The sequence below is a fragment of the Streptomyces sp. NRRL S-337 genome, assembly GCF_000720175.1.
In the GTDB taxonomy this organism is placed as follows: domain Bacteria; phylum Actinomycetota; class Actinomycetes; order Streptomycetales; family Streptomycetaceae; genus Streptomyces; species Streptomyces siderophoricus.
Window position 1 is genome coordinate 37,877 of the sequence record NZ_JOIX01000050.1, and the last position, 15,732, is coordinate 53,608.

The 15,732-nt window shown below is 76.0% G+C and carries 15 protein-coding genes and 1 pseudogene; 4 read left to right on the forward strand and 12 right to left on the reverse strand.

All coding sequences use genetic code 11. From position 1 onward, the window contains the following. The first annotated feature begins 61 nt into the window (after positions 1 to 61). A complete protein-coding gene (locus IG62_RS0128155) occupies positions 62 to 379 on the forward strand; it encodes a hypothetical protein (protein WP_234326783.1) in 318 nt (105 codons plus the stop codon). Positions 380 to 513: 134 nt separating this feature from the next. Here IG62_RS0128155 and IG62_RS0128160 read toward each other — a convergent pair whose 3' ends face one another. Next, on the reverse strand, positions 514 to 1,989 hold the full coding sequence (locus tag IG62_RS0128160; protein WP_107053073.1) for a hypothetical protein: 1,476 nt from the start codon (positions 1,987 to 1,989) through the stop codon (positions 514 to 516). 113 nt (positions 1,990 to 2,102) lie between these two features. Between IG62_RS0128160 and IG62_RS0128165 the strand changes: the two genes are divergently transcribed. Together IG62_RS0128165 and IG62_RS0128170 are read left to right on the forward strand one after the other, a co-directional pair. Further along, positions 2,103 to 3,353, forward strand: a complete 1,251-nt coding sequence (locus IG62_RS0128165) for a molybdopterin-dependent oxidoreductase (RefSeq protein ID WP_030809201.1) — start codon at positions 2,103 to 2,105, stop codon at positions 3,351 to 3,353. Between the two features lie 20 nt (positions 3,354 to 3,373). Beyond that, positions 3,374 to 3,931, forward strand: a complete 558-nt coding sequence (locus IG62_RS0128170) for a hypothetical protein (RefSeq protein ID WP_051798706.1) — start codon at positions 3,374 to 3,376, stop codon at positions 3,929 to 3,931. Here IG62_RS0128170 and IG62_RS0128175 read toward each other — a convergent pair. From IG62_RS0128175 to IG62_RS49130, 4 genes and pseudogenes are all read right to left on the reverse strand, one after another. After that, a complete protein-coding gene (locus tag IG62_RS0128175) occupies positions 3,856 to 4,587 on the reverse strand; it encodes a class I SAM-dependent methyltransferase (protein ID WP_030809208.1) in 732 nt (243 codons plus the stop codon). The two genes, IG62_RS0128170 and IG62_RS0128175, sit on opposite strands and share 76 nt — an antisense overlap. After that, positions 4,584 to 5,255: a TIGR04282 family arsenosugar biosynthesis glycosyltransferase gene (locus IG62_RS0128180; protein WP_030809211.1), complete on the reverse strand. Its 672-nt coding sequence runs from the start codon at positions 5,253 to 5,255 to the stop codon at positions 4,584 to 4,586. Before IG62_RS0128180 ends, IG62_RS0128175 begins: the two co-directional genes overlap by 4 nt. Next, complete coding sequence (locus tag IG62_RS49125; protein ID WP_234326786.1) at positions 5,252 to 5,995, reverse strand: glycosyltransferase family 2 protein; 744 nt, start codon at positions 5,993 to 5,995, stop codon at positions 5,252 to 5,254. Before IG62_RS49125 ends, IG62_RS0128180 begins: the two co-directional genes overlap by 4 nt. Continuing rightward, a pseudogene (locus IG62_RS49130) lies at positions 5,981 to 7,033 on the reverse strand (NAD-dependent epimerase/dehydratase family protein); the annotation flags it as partial. The gene IG62_RS49125 and the pseudogene IG62_RS49130, both read right to left, overlap by 15 nt. Before the next feature lie 318 nt (positions 7,034 to 7,351). On the opposite strand from IG62_RS49130, the gene IG62_RS0128190 reads away from it, so the two are divergent. Then, the gene (locus IG62_RS0128190) at positions 7,352 to 8,389 is read left to right on the forward strand and encodes a PP2C family protein-serine/threonine phosphatase (protein ID WP_051798711.1); all 1,038 of its coding nucleotides are present in this window, start codon (positions 7,352 to 7,354) and stop codon (positions 8,387 to 8,389) included. Here IG62_RS0128190 and IG62_RS0128195 read toward each other — a convergent pair. The 7 genes from IG62_RS0128195 to IG62_RS0128225 all read right to left on the reverse strand — a co-directional run bounded on the left by IG62_RS0128195 (position 8,338) and on the right by IG62_RS0128225 (position 15,682). Next, positions 8,338 to 9,576 carry a 4-hydroxybenzoate 3-monooxygenase gene (locus IG62_RS0128195; RefSeq protein WP_030809220.1) on the reverse strand — a complete coding sequence of 413 codons (1,239 nt, stop codon included), beginning with the start codon at positions 9,574 to 9,576 and terminating at the stop codon, positions 8,338 to 8,340. The two genes, IG62_RS0128190 and IG62_RS0128195, sit on opposite strands and share 52 nt — an antisense overlap. After that, positions 9,573 to 10,409: a 3-oxoadipate enol-lactonase gene (pcaD, locus tag IG62_RS0128200; protein ID WP_030809223.1), complete on the reverse strand. Its 837-nt coding sequence runs from the start codon at positions 10,407 to 10,409 to the stop codon at positions 9,573 to 9,575. The genes IG62_RS0128195 and pcaD overlap by 4 nt, the downstream gene beginning before the upstream one ends. Continuing rightward, the gene (gene pcaB, locus IG62_RS0128205; protein ID WP_030809226.1) at positions 10,406 to 11,827 is read right to left on the reverse strand and encodes a 3-carboxy-cis,cis-muconate cycloisomerase; all 1,422 of its coding nucleotides are present in this window, start codon (positions 11,825 to 11,827) and stop codon (positions 10,406 to 10,408) included. The genes pcaD and pcaB overlap by 4 nt, the downstream gene beginning before the upstream one ends. A 100-nt stretch (positions 11,828 to 11,927) precedes the next feature. Then, a complete protein-coding gene (gene pcaG, locus IG62_RS0128210) occupies positions 11,928 to 12,605 on the reverse strand; it encodes a protocatechuate 3,4-dioxygenase subunit alpha (RefSeq protein WP_078872289.1) in 678 nt (225 codons plus the stop codon). Further along, complete coding sequence (pcaH, locus tag IG62_RS0128215; protein ID WP_078872290.1) at positions 12,605 to 13,468, reverse strand: protocatechuate 3,4-dioxygenase subunit beta; 864 nt, start codon at positions 13,466 to 13,468, stop codon at positions 12,605 to 12,607. Before pcaH ends, pcaG begins: the two co-directional genes overlap by 1 nt. Before the next feature lie 196 nt (positions 13,469 to 13,664). Then, positions 13,665 to 14,894, reverse strand: coding sequence for a thiolase family protein (locus tag IG62_RS0128220; protein ID WP_030809235.1), 1,230 nt, complete (start codon positions 14,892 to 14,894; stop codon positions 13,665 to 13,667). Next, positions 14,891 to 15,682, reverse strand: coding sequence for a CoA-transferase subunit beta (locus tag IG62_RS0128225; protein ID WP_078872291.1), 792 nt, complete (start codon positions 15,680 to 15,682; stop codon positions 14,891 to 14,893). Before IG62_RS0128225 ends, IG62_RS0128220 begins: the two co-directional genes overlap by 4 nt. Between the last annotated feature and the right edge of the window lie 50 nt (positions 15,683 to 15,732).

Here is a 15,732-nt window from a genome sequence, read left to right on the forward strand (position 1 = left end):
GGCGGCCCGGAAATCCGGCCCCGCGCTCCTCTTTGCACGGCGCAATAATAGGAGGTACGGCATGGCCGGGTCCGGCATGCATCCGGCGCCGCCCGTACGGCGGGGCCGGGGAGAGGGCGTGGTGATCATGGAACGGGACACCGAGACGGTTCACGAGGCATACGCGTTCGTCTGTCTGCACTGCGGGCACGGCTGGGAGGAGGAGTACGAGATCCGGCACACCACGGATCTGGCGGGCCACCGACGGGCCGACTATTTCGCGCGCGGCATCCGGGTTCCGTCCCCGCTGACCCGCAATGACTGCCCCTCCTGCAACCTCGGCCCGATCCGCATCCTGCGCCCCGGCCGGGTGAACTCGACCCGGACGTATCTGGCCTGACGGCGCCCCCGCCGTATCCGGCCTGACCGCGGCCCCGGCGTACCGGCCCGACGGCGGCCGGGCCCTTCGGCGCGCCGCCCGTGCCGTCACCGGCCGGTGTACGGCAGCGGTCACCGGCCGGTGTACAGCAGCCCTCACCAGCCGGTGTACAGCAGGTGGTTGACCAGTAGCGGCAGCACGGCCTGGGCCGTCAGCCAGGAGCGCCGGTGGGACGCGGGCAGCAGGGCGCAGGCGGCCAGCAGCCAGGACGCGAAGGGCAGCCAGATGCGCTCGGTCTCCGCCTTGCTCATGCCGGAGAGGTCGGCCACCAGGAGGGCGAGCAGCGCGGCCAGCACGAGCACGGTCAGGCGGTCGGCGGGCGTGGGCGGCGGTCCGGTGCGCGCGTCGGTGCGCGGGCGGAGGCGCCGCACGGCGGCCGGGGCGGCCGCGAGGATGCGCCGCAGCGCGGCGACGGTGGCGAGACCGGTGATCAGCACGGCGCAGGCCAGGTTGCCCCACACCCAGTACGCGTACGGACGGACCGCCGCGGCGCCCTGGTAGTAGCGCTGTACCAGCAGCCGGTACCCCTCCCACCAGTCGAAACCGGCGAGCGTGAAGGCCACCGCGACGGCCGCCGCCCCGGTCGCCACGAGCGGCAGCGGGCGGGCGCTCCGGGCGAGCAGCAGGACCGCGGCGGCGATCAGGACGATGAGGGTGAGGCCGTAGGACAGATAACAGGTCAGGCCGAGGAGGAGCCCTGAGCCCAGGGCGGCGGCCGCGCGGAGGGGGACACTCCCCCGGCTGCCGCCGCCGGCACCTCCACCCCGCGGGGGCCCAGGGCGGGTGCGCCCGGTGGCGGCGAGCGCGAGCAGGGCGAGTGACCAGGCGGCGACCGCGGCGAAGTAGCCGTCGGCGGAGGTGCCCACCCATACGGCGGCCGGAGCCAGGACGAGGTAGGGCGCGGCCCGGCGTGCGGTGGGCTCGTCGGTGAGCGCGCGCAGGGCGATGAGGACCGCGGCCGCGGTGGAGGCGCCGGTGACCAGGCACCAGACGCCGGCCCAGGCGCCGCCGCCCAGGCCGAGGCGGTCCAGCCCGACAAAGGTGAGGATCGCGGCCGGCGGGTGTCCGGCGACGTGGGCGGGCCAGTGGTCCGGGGCGTTGTTGAGGATGTGCCCGGTGAAGCCGCGCAGTACCGGGCCGAGGTCGTCGAAGCGGTGGATGACCGTCAGGTACTCGTAGGCGGTGGTGAGCCGGCCGGCGACACCGGTCCGCCAGCCGTCGATCAGGGCCAGTGCGGTCGTCCAGGCGAGGGCGGCGGCCCAGCAGGTGAGGAGCAGGGCCCGCCAGGGCAGCCGGGCGGCGAGCGGCGGACCGTACGCGATCACGAGGACGGCGACGGTGACCGCGGCGGGGGTGCCGGGGCCGAGGTGCGGGAACCACGAGGCGTACAGCGGCGGCCAGTTCACGTGCAGGCTGCCGTTGGCGTGCTCGATGACGGTGCCGATGACGGCGGCGAGCGCGACGAGGAGGGCGCCGGCCGCGGCGGCCAGCAGGTCGGCGCGGCGCACGGCGCGCTCGTCGGGCTCCGGTCGGACGCTCGCCCGGCCCGGCCGGATCTCACGGTGGGTCACACCGGCACGCTAGGACGCCACGGCCGGGCCGGGGTGGCGCCGTTCCGCCGACGTCAGACTTTCGTCATGCGTTGCGGCCCGCTCGGGACGCGGTCCCGGCATACCGTCGGCGCATGGCCGCTTCCCGCCCGGTTCCGCCCACCTCCCCGTCGTTCTGGCGCAGTCCGCTGCGCGGCCCGCGGCTGACCGCGCTGCTCGGTGTGGTCCTGCTGGCCGGGATCACCCTGCTGTTCGTCACCGGTCTGCTGTCGTACGCCGCCTACAACCCCGACCTGGCCGGCGGCGTCAACGACCAGACGCCCGGGAAGGGCCTGCTGGGGTTCTACCTCTTCAGCTGGCCCACCGGCCCGCGCTGGCTCTACCGGCTGACCCAGGGGGTGCACGTCACCCTCGGCGTGGTCCTCGTGCCCGTGCTGCTGGCGAAGCTGTGGTCGGTGATCCCGAAGCTGTTCCGGATGCCGCCGGCGCGGTCGGCGGGCGACGCACTGGAGCGGCTGTCGCTGCTGTTGCTGGTCGGCGGGGCGCTGTTCGAGTTCGTCACCGGGCTGCTCAACGTCCAGCTGGCGTACCTCTTCCCCGGGTCGTTCTACCGGCTGCACTTCTACGGCGCGTGGGTGTTCATCGGCGCGTTCGTGGCCCATGTGGTGCTGCGGCTGCCGCGGACCGTACGGGCGCTGCGGGAGCGGACCGATCCGGCGGCGCAGGACGACGGGACCGGGCTGGTGGCGGTGCGTCCGGACCGGCCGACGCTGAGCCGGCGGGGCGCGCTGGGGCTGGTCGGCGCCGGGTCGCTGCTGTTGCTGGTGACGACGGCGGGGCAGAGCCTGGGCGGGTGGTGGCGGCGTACCGCGCTGCTGGCGCCGCATGGGGGCGCGGATCCGGGCGGCGGGCCGAACGGGTTCCAGATCAACAAGTCCGCGGCTGCCGTCGGGATCCGGGCGCAGGACACCGGTGACGACTGGCGGCTGACGGTGGAGGGCGGCGGGCGCCGGGTGCGGCTGACCCGCGCCGATCTGCTGCGGCTGCCGCAGCACCAGGCGGCGCTGCCGATCGCCTGTGTGGAGGGCTGGTCGACGGACGACCAGTTGTGGAGCGGGGTGCGGTTGCGGGAGCTCGCCGCGCTGGTGGGCCTCGGCGACCGGCCGCCAGGCGTGCTGGTGGAGTCGCTCCAGTTGCACGGCGCGTTCCGCCGGGCCGCGCTGAGCAGCAGCCAGGTGCGCGATCCGCGGTCGTTGCTCGCGCTGCGGGTGGGCGGCGCGGAGCTCTCGCGGGACCACGGCTACCCGGCGCGGATCATCGTGCCGGCGGCGCCGGGGGTGCTGAACACCAAGTGGGTGGCGCGGCTTTCGTTCGGGGAGGGGTGAGCGGCGTGCGACGGGTACGGATGCCCGGGCGGGCCGCGCTGGTCCGTGGGTGGCAGCGACTGCGCCGGCACCGCTGGTACGGCGAAGGGCCGTTGCACCTGGCGCTGATGCTCGGGTCGTTCGCACTCACCGGTTATGCGGGGGTGCGGCTGCTGGCCGGCGGGCGGTGGCCACTGGTGGTGGTGTGGTTCGTGGGGGCGGCGCTGCTGCACGATCTGGTGCTGCTGCCGCTGTACGCGCTCGCCGACCGTGCGGTGGTCCGGTGCACGGCGGGGACCGCTCGCCATCGGCCCTGGACGGCGTTCGTGCGGGTGCCCGCCGCGCTGTCGGGCCTGCTGTTGCTGGTGTGGCTCCCGCTCATCGCCTATGCGGCGGGGGGCGGTTGGGCGGTGCACTACGAGGCCGCGACCGGGCTGCCGGCCGGGGTGTTCCTGGGCCGCTGGCTGCTGATCACCGCCGTGCTGTTCGCGGTCTCCGCGCTGTGGTTGCTGTGCCGTACGGTTCAGCCCCGGCGGGCGGCGGGCAGGCTGCGGCGCCGCCGCAGGGCGACGAAACAGCGCGCGGCGGACGGTGACTGACTCCTCCGGCCGGCGGCCGTCCACCGCTCGACGGGTGTCCAGTCCGCGGCGTCGGCGTACCGCAGCAGCGCGGGCGTGCCGACCCGGGCCCAGGGGAACGGGTCGGCGGTGTGGTGGCCCGCGTACGGGTCGCCGGCGACGCTGACCCGGGCCCGTTCGTCGATGTCCGCGGGGACGGTCTCCACGATGAGCAGCCCGGCCGGGTGGACCAGGGCGGCGGTGCGGGCGAGCAGGGCGCGGGGGTCGCCGCCTATGCCGATGTTGCCGTCGAGGAGCAGCGCGGTACCCCAACTCCCTTCGTCGGGAAGGGAGTCGAAGACCGAGCAGCGCAGGGCGGCGCCCCCGGCCGCGGCGGTGCGGGCGACCGCGGCCGGGCTGACGTCGATGCCGAGCACCCGCCTGCCCTGCGCGGTGAGCGCGGCGACCAGCCGTCCGGGGCCGCAGCCGATGTCCAGGACGCTGCCCTCGCAGCGGCCCAGCACCGCGAGGTCGGTCTCGTCCGCCGCGGCGCACCAGCGCTCGACGTCCAGCGGCAGCAACCAGCCGTCGGTGCGGCGCAGATAGAGCGGGCCGCGGCCGTTGCGCAGGGCCTCGGCGTAGGCGTCCGCACCCCAGACCGCGGGGTGCGGCGGGGCATCAGGAACGGTGGTGCTCATCGGCCCCTCACCGCTGTCAGCCGGGCGAGGGTGGTGGCGAAGCGGCCGGTGGGGGCCTGGGCGGCGACCAGGTGGGCGTCGGCGGCGGTGTCGACGTCGCGGAGCACCGGCAGGTCGCCGATCCGGAGTCCGGCCGCGGTCAGGCGGGCGCGCTGGGCGGCGCCGGTGCCCGCGGTGGACATCGGGACGCCGCGCAGCAACCGGGGGTCGGGGTCGGCGAGGCCGAGCGCCCAGAACCCGCCGTCCTCGGCCGGGCCGAACCAGGCGTCACGGTGTTCCCAGGCGGTCAACTCCAGTGCGGGTGCGAGGAGTTCGGCGGTCACCTGCGGGGTGTCCATGCCCAGGAGCAGGGTGGGGCCGGGGCTGGCGGCGAAGGCCGCGGCGAGCCGTTCGTCGAGGCCGCCGGCGCACTGCGGCCGGACCTCGAAGCCGTCCGGCAGCCAGTCCCCGGGCCGTCCGTCGAGCACCACGGTCCGCCGCCGGGCGGGCATCGCGCGGACCGCGAGGAGGGTGTCGTGCAGGGCCGCGGCGGCCAACCGGGCGGCCTCGTCGGGGGTGTAGGGCGGGGTCAGCCGGGTCTTGACCCGGCCGGGCACCGGTTCCTTGGCGATGACCAGGACCGCGGTCGGCCCGTGCGGGGGCGGCGTACGGTCCGCGGGGCGGGTCATCGGGCCGCCTCCCGCGCCGGGGCGGTCAGCGGGGGCTGACCGAGGACGGCGCGCATGTCGCGGACCGCCTGCCAGGTGCCGCGCCAGGTGCCGGTGACCTTCGAACGGCCGGTGCGCGGCCGGTAGGGCACCGGGCGCTCCTCGATCCGCCAGCCGGCGTCGGCGGCCCGCACGACCATCTGCAGGGGGTAGCCGCTGCGGCGGTCGGTGAGGCCGAGCCCTAGGAGTTCGGTGCGCCGGGCGGCGCGCAGCGGGCCGAGGTCGTGCAGCCGCAGTCCGGTGCGGCGGCGCAGCAGGTGGGCCAGGGCGAGGTTGCCGGCCCGGGCGTGCGGCGGCCAGGCGCCCCGTCCCTGGGGGCGTCGGCGTCCCAGCACCAGATCGCGGTCGCCGTCGCGGACCGCACGGACGAACGGGACGAGCAGCGACGGGTCCAGGGAGGCGTCGCAGTCGCAGAAGCAGACGATGTCCGCCTCGGCGGCCAGCAGTCCGGCGTGGCAGGCGGCGCCGAAGCCGCGGCGCGGTTCGCGGACGACGGTGGCGCCCAGTTCACGGGCGATCTCGGCGGAGCCGTCGGTGGAGCCGTTGTCCACCACGATCGCGCGCCAGCCGGCCGGGATGCGCGCCAGCACCCACGGGAGCGCGGCGGCCTCGTCCAGGCAGGGCAGGACGACGTCCACGGGGGCGGGCCGGGGGGCGGTGGGGAAGGGTGGGCCGGTGCCGGTGGGTGCGGCGGTCCGCATCTCCTCCCGGGCGAACTCGGCCATGCCCTCCTCGAATCCGATCGCCGCCCGCCAGCCGAGGTCCTCGGCGATCCGCCGCGACGACGCGGTGATGTGGCGCACGTCGCCGAGCCGGTACTCCCCCGTCACCACCGGCGCCGGTCCGCCGTACGCGGCGGCCAGCTCCCGCGCCATCTCGCCCACGGTGTGCGGGACGCCGCTGCCGGTGTTGTACGCGGTCAGGGTGGCGGACGCCCGGTCCGGCAAGGTGGTCAGGGCCCGTACGTTGGCGGCCGCGACGTCCCGGACGTGCACGAAGTCCCGCCGCTGGCCGCCGTCCTCGTACACGGTCGGGGGCTCGCCGCGGGCGAGGGCGGAGCGGAAGAACGAGGCCACCCCGGCGTAGGGGGTGTCCCGCGGCATGCCGGGGCCGTAGACGTTGTGGTAGCGCAGTGCGACGGCCCGGCCGCCGGTCGCCCGGGCCCAGGAGGCGGCGAGGTGTTCCTGGGCGAGCTTGGTGGTCGCGTAGACGTTGCGGGGGTCGGTGGGCGCGGCCTCGTCGACCAGGCCCGGCAGCAGCTCGGAGCGGCAGTGCGGGCAGCGGGGTTCGAACCGGCCGGCGTCCAGGTCCGCCACCGCGCGCGGCCCGGGGCGCACCGCCCCGTGTGCCGGGCAGGTGTAGCGGCCCTCCCCGTAGACCACCATGGATCCGGCGAGCACCAGGTGTGGGACCCCGGCCGTGGCCATCGCCGACAGCAGGACGGCGGTCCCCAGGTCGTTGCAGCCGACGTAGTCGGGGGCGTCGGCGAAGTCCTTGCCCAGGCCGACCATGGCGGCCTGGTGGCAGACCGCGTCCATACCGCGCAGGGCGGCCTCGACGGCCGGCCGGTCCCGTACGTCGGCGACGATCCGCCGGGTGCCGGGCCGCGCCGGCGGGGGTTCGCGGTGTGCCGTGGGCAGCAGGGCGTCGAGTACGACGGGCTCGTGGCCGTCGGCCAGCAGTGCGTCGACGACCTGTGATCCGATGAATCCGGCGCCGCCGGTGACCAGTACGCGCATGCCGGTCACGCTAAGCGCGGCCGGGCCGGAAGCCCCGCGCCACGGCCGCCGTGTCACGGGTCCGTAAGATCCGGGCGTTCGTGACCGGCGGATGTTCCCGCCACTGCGATTCGGTAACGGGCCTCGGTGAGGTATTTCGATACGGCATATGTTGCATATGCTCAGGTCAGGGGTCTGGGGGCCGTTTTCGGACAGTCCGACGGCCGAGGCCCCTCCACCCGATCACCTCACACCACACCGTCGGAGACCGCCTTGGCCGTGGAGAACGGGGAGCGCCGCACCGGCTCCCGTGTGCTGTCCGTGCTCCCCTACACGGTCATGGCCGTGGTCACCGCCGTCGACCTGACCGCGGGGCCCGGTGTGGGTTTCCTGCCGCTGGTGTCCCTGGGGCCCGCGTTCGCCGGACTGGTCGGCGGCTGGCGGCGGACCGCACTGGCCGGGCTGACCGCGTTCGTCCTCTGCCTCGGTCTGGGCGTCTACAACGGGGTGTACGAGAGCCGGCGCGGGCTGACCGCGCTGCTGTCGGTGGCCGGGGTGACCGCGGCCGGGGTGGTCGCCGCGGTGATGCGGCAGCGCCGGGAGGCCGAGCTGGCCAGCGTCCGCTCGATCGCCGAGGTGGCCCAGCGGGTGCTGCTGCGGCCGGTGCCGCGCAGCGCCGGGCCCCTGCGGATCGCGGTCTCCTACACGTCGGCGGTGGCCGAGGCCCGGATCGGCGGGGACCTGTACGAGGTGGTGACCTCGCCCGCCGGTGTCCGGATCATCGTCGGGGACGTCCAGGGCAAGGGGCTGGAGGCCGTGGAGAGCGCGGCGGTGGTGCTCGGCGCGTTCCGCGAGGCGGCGTACGACGAGCCCGATCTGCCGGCCGTCGGCGAGCGCGTCGAACGGGCCCTGAACCGCCATCTGTCCGGCGAACGCTTCGTCACGGCCGTGCTCGCCGAGATCGGTGACGGTCCGCACGCCACTCTGCTCAACTACGGCCATCCGGCGCCGCTGGTCGTCCGCCCCGCCGGCACGGTCGGTTTCCCCGCGCCGCCGGAACGGTCGCTTCCGCTCGGCCTCACCTGGCACGCCGCGAACAACCCGGTGCCCTACGAGGTGCCGTTCAGCCCCGGCGACCAGCTGCTCTTCTACACCGACGGGGTCAGTGAGGCGCGCGACGCGGCCGGCCGCTTCTATCCGCTCGACGACCGGGCGGCGCTGCTCAAGGAGGCCGACCCGGAGGCCGCCCTGCGCGCGGTGCGCGAGGACCTGGTCGAGCATGCCGAGGGCCCGCTGCACGACGACGCCGCGATGCTGCTGGTCCGCTACCGCGACGAGCACTCCGCCGGTACCGCGGGGAGCGGCAGTCCGGCGTAGTTCTCGGCGAGTTCGGCCGCGGCGTGCGGGGCGGTGGCGATCCGGTCGAGCTGGGCGAGTTGCAGCCGGGTGTCGAACGGCGACTGGTCCGGGGCGGTGTGCAAGGTCGTCGTCATGAAGGCCGAGAAGTGCTCGGCGCGCCAGACGCGGCGCAGGCAGGTGGCGGAGTAGGCGTCCAGCAGTTCCGTCGAGCCGGTCGTGTGCAGACGGTCCAGGGCGCGGGCGAGGAGGGTGACGTCGGCGACGGCGAGGTTGAGGCCCTTGGCTCCGGTGGGCGGCACGATGTGCGCCGCGTCGCCCGCCAGCAGCACCCGGCCGTAGCGCATCGGTTCGGTGACGGAACTGCGCATGGGCAGCACCGACTTGGCGGTGATCGGGCCGCGCGCCAGCTTCCAGGGGGCGGCGCCGGTGGCCGGGTCGACGGCCGCCCGGGTCTCCAGTTCGTTCCAGATCCGGTCGTCGGGCCAGTCCGCCGGGTCGGTTCCGTTGGGGACCTGGAGGTAGAGCCGGCTGACGGTCGGGCTGCGCATGCTGAACAGGGCGAAGCCGCGCGCGGAGTGGGCGTAGACCAACTCGTCCGCGGAGGGCGGGGCGTCGGCGAGCACGCCGAGCCAGGAGTAGGGGTAGCCGCGCTCGTAGGTACGCCGTTGGTCCTCCGGTACGGCCCGGCGGGTCACGCCGTGGAAGCCGTCGCAGCCGACGACGTAGTCGCAGTGGAGGGTGTGTACGCGGCCCTGGTACCGGTAGTGGACGGCGGGGCGGTCCCCGTCCGCCCCTTCGACGGTGAGCGCCTCCGCCCCGAACAACAGCGGTGCACCGTCAGCGAGTTGGAGGGCGATGAGGTCCTTGACGACCTCCGTCTGGGCGTAGACCGTCACCCGGCGGCCGCCGGTGAGCTCCGGGAGGTCGAGGCGGTGGGCCCGCCCGGCGAAGCGCAGCTCGATGCCGTCGTGCACCAGGCCCTCGCGGTCCAGCCGGGCCCCGGCTCCGCAGCCGCGCAGCACGTCGACGGTGCCCTGTTCGAGGAGGCCGGCGCGCTGCCGCCGCTCCACGTAACCGCGGTCGCGGCTCTCCAGGACGGCGCAGTCGATGCCGGACCGGTGCAGCAGGCGGGCCAGCAGCAGTCCGGCGGGGCCGCCGCCGATGATGCCGACGGTGGTGCGGCGGACGGGCGGTGGGGGTGTCACGGCGCGGTTCCTTCCGAGAGGTACGAGGCGGGGACGCGGACCGCCCCGGGGGCGTCCGGCGGTGCGGCGAGGTGGCCGAGGAGGGCGGCCAGGACGGCGGCGGGGCGTTCGACGCCCGCGAGGTGGGCGGCGCCGGGCAGTTCGAGGAGGCCGGCGCCGGGGATGCCGTCGACGAGTGCGCGGGCGTGCGGGGGCGGGGTGGCCGGATCGGTGCGGCCCGCGACGACGAGGGTGGGTGCGGTGATGCGGGCGAGGTCGCCGCGCAGGTCGTAGCCGGCGAGGGCGTCGCAGCAGGCCGCGTAGCCGGCGGGGGCGATGCGCCGCCGCAGGGTGGCGAGCAGCGCGGTGGCCGCCGGGGAAGCGGCGAAGTCCGGGGTGAACCAGCGGCCGGCGGCGGTGTCGGCGACCGGCCCGAGCCCCGAGCTCCGTACCAGGGCGGCCCGTTCGTGCCAGGCCTCCGGGTCACCGAACCGCGCGGAGGAGCAGATCAGGACGAGCGAGGCGATCCGCTCGGGGTGGTGGGCGGCGAGCCAGGCGCCGACCGCGCCGCCGAGCGAGATCCCGGCGTAGGAGAAACGGTCGATGCCGAGGCCGTCGGCGAGCGCGAGGACCCCGCGGGCGAGGGCCGGGACGGTGGTGGTGGCGACGGAGGGGGTGCCGCCGTGACCCGGAAGGTCCCAGCGCACGACGCGGAACTGCTCTGCCAGCGCGGCGAGTTGAGGGTCCCAAACGGAGAGTTCGGTGCCGAGGGAGGGGCCCAGGACGAGTGGTGGGGCGCCGTCCGGACCGTCGAGGGCGTGGTGCGGCGGCGGGCCGGCGGGCGGGCGGGTCATACGGGCTCCTGCGGGGTGTGCACGGTACGTTCCAGCGCCCGGTCCACCAGGGCACCGGCGGATCCCACGTAGGCGGTGGGGTCCAGGAGTTGGCCGAGGCCTTCAGGCGGCATGTCCTCGCCCAAGGCGTCGCGGAGTGCCGTGGCCAGGGGGACGCCCTGTTCGGCGGTGCGGCGGGCCGCGGCATCCAGGAGGCGGCGGGCCTCGGCGCGGCCGGTCCGGGCGGCGAGGACCGCGACCAGGCGTTCGGTGACGACCAGGCCGCCGGTGGCGTCGAGGTGCTGCCGCATGCGGTCCGGATGCACCCGGAGGTCACCGGTGAGCTCGGCGGCGTCCCGGGCGGCGCCGCCCACCAGCCGCAGGGCGTCCCGCAGCGGCTGCCATTCGGCGTGCCAGGCACCGGCCGGACGCTCGTCCTCGGCGGCCAGCGCGCCGTACAGCACCGCGGCGAGCGCCGGGACCTGGCGGGCGGCGGCCGCGATCAGCGTGGCGCGCACCGGGTTGGCCTTGTGCGGCATGGCGGACGATCCGCCGCCGCTGCCCTCCGACAGCTCGCCGATCTCCGTACGGGAGAGGGTCAGGACATCGGCGGCGAGCTTGCCGAGGGCACCGGCGGTGAAGGCGAGCGCCCCGGCGAGATCGGCGACCGGGGTGCGCAGGGTGTGCCAGGGCAGGCCGGGTTCGGCGAGCCCGGTCTCGGCGGCGTACGCGGCGAGCAGCCGGGTGCCGGGGTCCTGGCCCGCGGTGGCCGGTGCGCGGTCGGCCTCGGCGTGCGCATGGAGGACGGCCGGGGTGCCCTCGGCCTCGGCGTACGCGTGGAAGGCGGCCAGGGTGCCGGCCGCGCCGCCCAGTTGGACGGGCAGCGCGGCGCGGACGGCCGTGAGCCGGGCGTGGGCGTCGAGCACCAGGCTGCGCCAGCCCGCGGCCTTGAGGCCGAAGGTGGTCGGCACCGCGTGCTGGGTGAGGGTCCGGCCGGCCATCGGGGTGTCGCGGTGCGCCGCGGCGGTCCGGCGCAGCGCCTCGGCGGTCCGGGCCAGGTCCGCCAGTACGGGCTCCAGCGCTCGGGTGCAGACCAGCATGGTGGCGGTGTCGAGGATGTCCTGGCTGGTGGCGCCGCGGTGCACGTAGCCGGCGGCCTCGGGGGCGCGGGCGGCGACCGCGGCGGTCAGGTCGGCGACGAGCGGGACGACGGGGTTGCCCGCGGCCCGGGCCCGGCGGGCGAGCGTGCCGGGGTCGTACCGGCCGGGCTCGGCGGCCGCGGCGGTGACCGCGGCGGCCGCCTCCTCCGGCGCGAGCCCGGCGGCGGCCTGGGCGCGGGTCAGCGCGACCTCGGCGTCGAGCAGGGCGCGCAGATAGGCGGTGTCCCCGGTGGCGCCGGCCACGGCGGAGCCGGCCCGGGACGGCGCGAGCAGCCCCAGGTCGGCGTCGTCGTGGGGAGGTGGGTGCGGTGCGGCGGCGGGGGCCGGGTGGGTGGCGGAACGGTGGTCCTGGTGGCGCGGGGCGTCGGAGCGGGGGCGGTCATCGGAACGCAAGGAAGACCGTCTCCTCGTGGGTGCCGTCGGCGGTCTGCTGCAGCTGTACGTCGAAGCGGTAGCGGTCCGGGCCGTCCGGGTGGGCGAGCAGCGTGCGGGCCCGGTGGTCGGGCAGCCGGGACAGCAGCGGGTCGGCGGCGTGGGCCTCGGCGTGTTCGGGGAAGTAGACGCGAGTGAAGAGGTGGTGCAGCAGTCCGCGGGCGAAGACGCAGACGGCGAGGTAGGGCGCGGCGTCGGGGTGGCCGGCCGGGGCGGTGGCGGGCAGGGTGTGCAGGACGTAGCGGCCGTCGGCGTCGGTCGGGACCCGGCCGAATCCCGTGAAGTCCAGGCCGTGGCGGCCGATGACCGCCCCGGTGACCGGGTCGCGGCGCAGCGAGCCGGGCGCGCCGGTGAGGCTGCCGTCCGGACCCGCCTGCCAGAACTCCAGCAGGGCGTCCGGCACCGGGGCGCCGTCCCCGTCCCGCACGAGGCCGTGGAGGGTGATGGTGCCGGGCCGGCCGGCCGGTGCGATCTGCTCGCCGCCGCGGAACGGGAGGGCGTAGCCGTAGAACGGGCCGATGGTCTGCGAGGGCGTCGGGGGCAGCGGCGCGGCGGGGGCGCCGGCCGAGTCGGTGGTGGTGGCCGGGTCGGTGGTGGCGGCCGGATCGGTGGTGGCGCGGGGCATCAGTGGCCCTCCTCGGTCCAGGTGGCGGACGGGCCGTCCAGGACGATGTCCCAGCGGTAGCCCAACGTCCGCCCGGGGCAGGAGAGTTCGTGGTCGTAGGTGGCGACCAGGCGGGCGCGGGCGGCCGGGTCGGTGACCGACTGGAGGATCGGGTCGTAGGGGAAGAGCGGGTCGCCGGGGAAGTACATCTGGGTGATCAGCCGCTGGGTGAAGGCCGTGCCGAAGAGCGAGAAGTGGATGTGGGCCGGGCGCCAGGCGTTGTCGTGATTGCGCCAGGGGTAGGCGCCGGGCCTGATGGTGGTGAAGGTGTAACGGCCCTGATCGTCGGTCAGACAGCGGCCCGCACCGGTGAAGTTCGGGTCGAGCGGCGCGGGGTGCTGGTCGCGCTGGTGGGCGTACCGGCCGGAGGCGTTGGCCTGCCAGATCTCGACGAGCTGACCGCGCACGGGGCGACCGGTGCGGTCGAGGATGCGCCCGGTGACGGTGATCCGCTCGCCGAGCGGCTCGCCCGGGTGCTGCCGGGTGAGGTCGGCGTCGAGGTCGGTGACGTCCGTGACGCCGAACGCGGGGCCGGTCAGCTCGACGGCCTCCGGGTCGGCCAGGTGGTCGATCTCGACCGGCGGCTGCCGGGGGTGGCGGGGGGTGCTGCTGCGGTACGGGGTGTAGTCCCGCGCGGGGTGCGCCGGGGCGGGGAGGCCGCCGACCCGGTCCCGGTCGGCGGCGGCGGACCGCGCGGCGATCTCCCGGCTGATGTCGGCCTGGGTGGGCAGGGGCGGCGCGGGCGCGACGAGCGGCCGGGGGCCGCGAAGCGGGGCGCCGGGCAGGAAGGTGGGAGTCGCCGGGGTGAACGGGGTCAGGGTCATGGGTGCCCTCTCCGTGCGGGTGGTCGGGGCGGTGCGGGTGGTCGCGGCCGGTGGTCGGTTCCGTGCGGGTGGCCGGGGGCCGGGGCGGTGCGGGAGGTTACGGGTGCGGGAGCATCGAGCGGTGACGAGGCCGCGCGCCGGCACGTCCGTGGCGCGGCGCCCCTGCAGGATGCGGCTCCCGGCGCCGGGCGGGTAACTACCTTTCGAGCACCATCGCCAGCCCCTGCCCGACGCCGATGCACAGCGTCGCGAGGCCCGTTCCGGCGCCGGCGGCCGCCAGTTGGTGGGCGACCGCGCCGACGAGCCGTGCCCCGGAGGCGCCGAGCGGGTGGCCGAGAGCGATCGCACCGCCGCGCGGATTGACGAGGCCCGGGTCGAGCTCGGGCCAGCGGGACAGACAGCCGAGCGCCTGGGCGGCGAACGCCTCGTTGAGCTCGACGGTGTGCAGGGCGTCGAATCCGCGTCCGGCCTTCTCCAGGGCCCGAGTGGCCGCCTCCACCGGGCCGAGCCCGAAGTACTGCGGCTCGATGCCGGTGACCGCACTGCTGCGGATCCGGGCGAGCGGCGTGCAGCCGGAGGCGCGCAGCCCCCGCTCGTCCATCAGCAGCAGCGCGGCCGCACCGTCGCTGAGCGGTGAGGAGTTGCCGGCCGTGACGGTGCCCGCGCCGGCCGACGGCCCGGTGGCCCCGGGCACCGCCTCGCCCCCCGTACGGAAGGCCGGCCGCAACCTGCCCAGCGCCGCCAACGAGGTGTCCGCACGGATGCCCTCGTCCTCGGCCACGTCCCCGTACGGCACGATCTCCGCGGCGAAGGCGCCGTCCTTCCGGGCCCGGGCCGCCTTCTCGTGGCTGGCCAGCGCGAAGGCGTCCTGCCGGTCGCGGGTGATCCGGTCGCGGTCGGCGATCAGTTCCGCGCCCTCGCCCAGGGCCACGGTCCACTCGCCGGGCATCTCGGGGTTGGTCAGCCGCCAGCCCAGGGTGGTGGAGTGCAGGGTCTGCGGCCCCGCGGGGAAGGCGCGGTCCGGCTTGGGCAGGACCCAGGGCGCCCGGCTCATCGACTCCACGCCGCCGGCGACGGCCACCGAGGCGTCGCCCAGCGCGACGGCCCGGGCGGCCTGGATGACGGCCTCCATGCCGGAGCCGCAGAGGCGGTTGACGGTGACGCCGGGTACGGACACCGGCAGCCCGGCGAGCAGCACCGCCATCCGGGCCACGTCGCGGTTCTCCTCGCCCGCGCCGTTGGCGTTGCCGAGCCAGACGTCGTCGATCGTGGCCGGATCCAGTCCGGGCGCGCGGTCCACCAGGGCGTTGACGACGTGAGCGGCGAGGTCGTCGGGGCGGGCGCCGGACAGCGCGCCGCCGTATTTGCCGAAGGGGGTGCGGACGGCGTCGACGACGTATACGTCCCGGGGCCGGTCGGTGATCATCGGGTGGCGGATTCCTTCCGTGCGCCGGCCGCCTCGCGCGTACCGGATGCGGGGGTGCCCTGGGGGGTGGCGGCCTTCAGGGCGCGCAGGGCGGCGAGTTCGGCGGCGGTGGGCGGGTCGGTGACGCCGATCCGGGCCGCCTCCTTGAGGTCCCAGCCGGTGGCCGCCCGTACCTGCTCGACCGTCACTCCCGGGTGCAGGTCGGTCAGGACGAGCTCGGCGGTGTCGGGGTCGGGGCGGAGGACGCCGAGGTCGGTGATGACGGCGGTCGGGCCGGCGCCGGGCAGGCCGAGCGCGGTCCGGTCCCGGGGGCCGCTGCCGTGGCCGAGGGTGGTCACGAAGTCCAGTGAGCCGACGAAGTTGCGGCGGCTGTGCCGCAGGACCATCAGCACCTGCCCGCAGTTGGCGGCGATCTCGGGCGCGCCGCCGGCGCCCGGCAGCCGGCCCTCCGGTTTGCCGGGGCCGCGGTCGACGACGGTGGTGTTGATGTTGGCGAACCGGTCGACCTGCGCGGCGCCGAGGAAGCCGACGTCGATCCGGCCGCCCTGCAGCCAGTAGTTGAACATCTCGGGCACGGACACCACCGCGTCGGCGGTATCGGCCAGTTCGCCGTCCCCGATGGACAGCGGCAGCCGGGTCGGTTTGGAGCCGAGGGTGCCGGACTCGTAGATCAGCACCAGGTCCGGATTGACCGTGCGGCGGGCGAGGTTGGCGGCCGTGCTGGGCAGCCCGATCCCGACGAAACAGGTCCGCGCTCCGGCCAGCGCCCGGGCCGCGTTGACCTCCATGAGCTCATCGGGGGTGCAGGGCGGGGCGGGGGCGGGCACGGTGGTGGCGG